The organism is Novosphingobium sp. 18050 (genome assembly GCF_902706195.1).
Taxonomy (GTDB): domain Bacteria; phylum Pseudomonadota; class Alphaproteobacteria; order Sphingomonadales; family Sphingomonadaceae; genus Novosphingobium.
Map to the genome: position 1 here is coordinate 1 of NZ_CACSJO010000121.1, position 388 is coordinate 388.

At 69.6% G+C, this 388-nt stretch carries 1 protein-coding gene; it reads left to right on the top strand.

The genetic code is table 11. The features are described from left to right. A partial coding sequence (locus tag GVL61_RS24665) for an alpha-E domain-containing protein (protein ID WP_200845034.1) occupies positions 1-388 on the top strand: 388 nt, incomplete at both ends.

Consider the following 388-nt stretch of genomic DNA (forward strand, 5'->3'; position numbering starts at 1 on the left):
CGACAACACCGCGCGCCTGCTGGACGTGAAGTTCCACGCCGTGCAGAGCGACTTCCACGGCTCGCTGCGCGAGCGCAACCGCAACCGCGCGGCGCCGCAGGAGTTCGACTTCTACCACTGGAGCGCGATCCTGCGCAGCGTGTCCGCGTTCGAGATCTACCGCAAGGTGTACCGCGACGTCATCACGCCCGAGCGCGTGGCCGACCTGCTGATCCTGCGCGCCGACATGCCGCGCTCGCTGCACGCCTGCCTGCGCGAAGTGGCGGACAACCTCGCCGTGGTCGCCAACGACCAGTCGGCGGAAACGCAGCGCAACGCGGGGCGCCTGCTGGCGGACCTGCGCTATGGCCGCATCGACGAGATCCTCGCGACCGGCCTGCATGCGTAC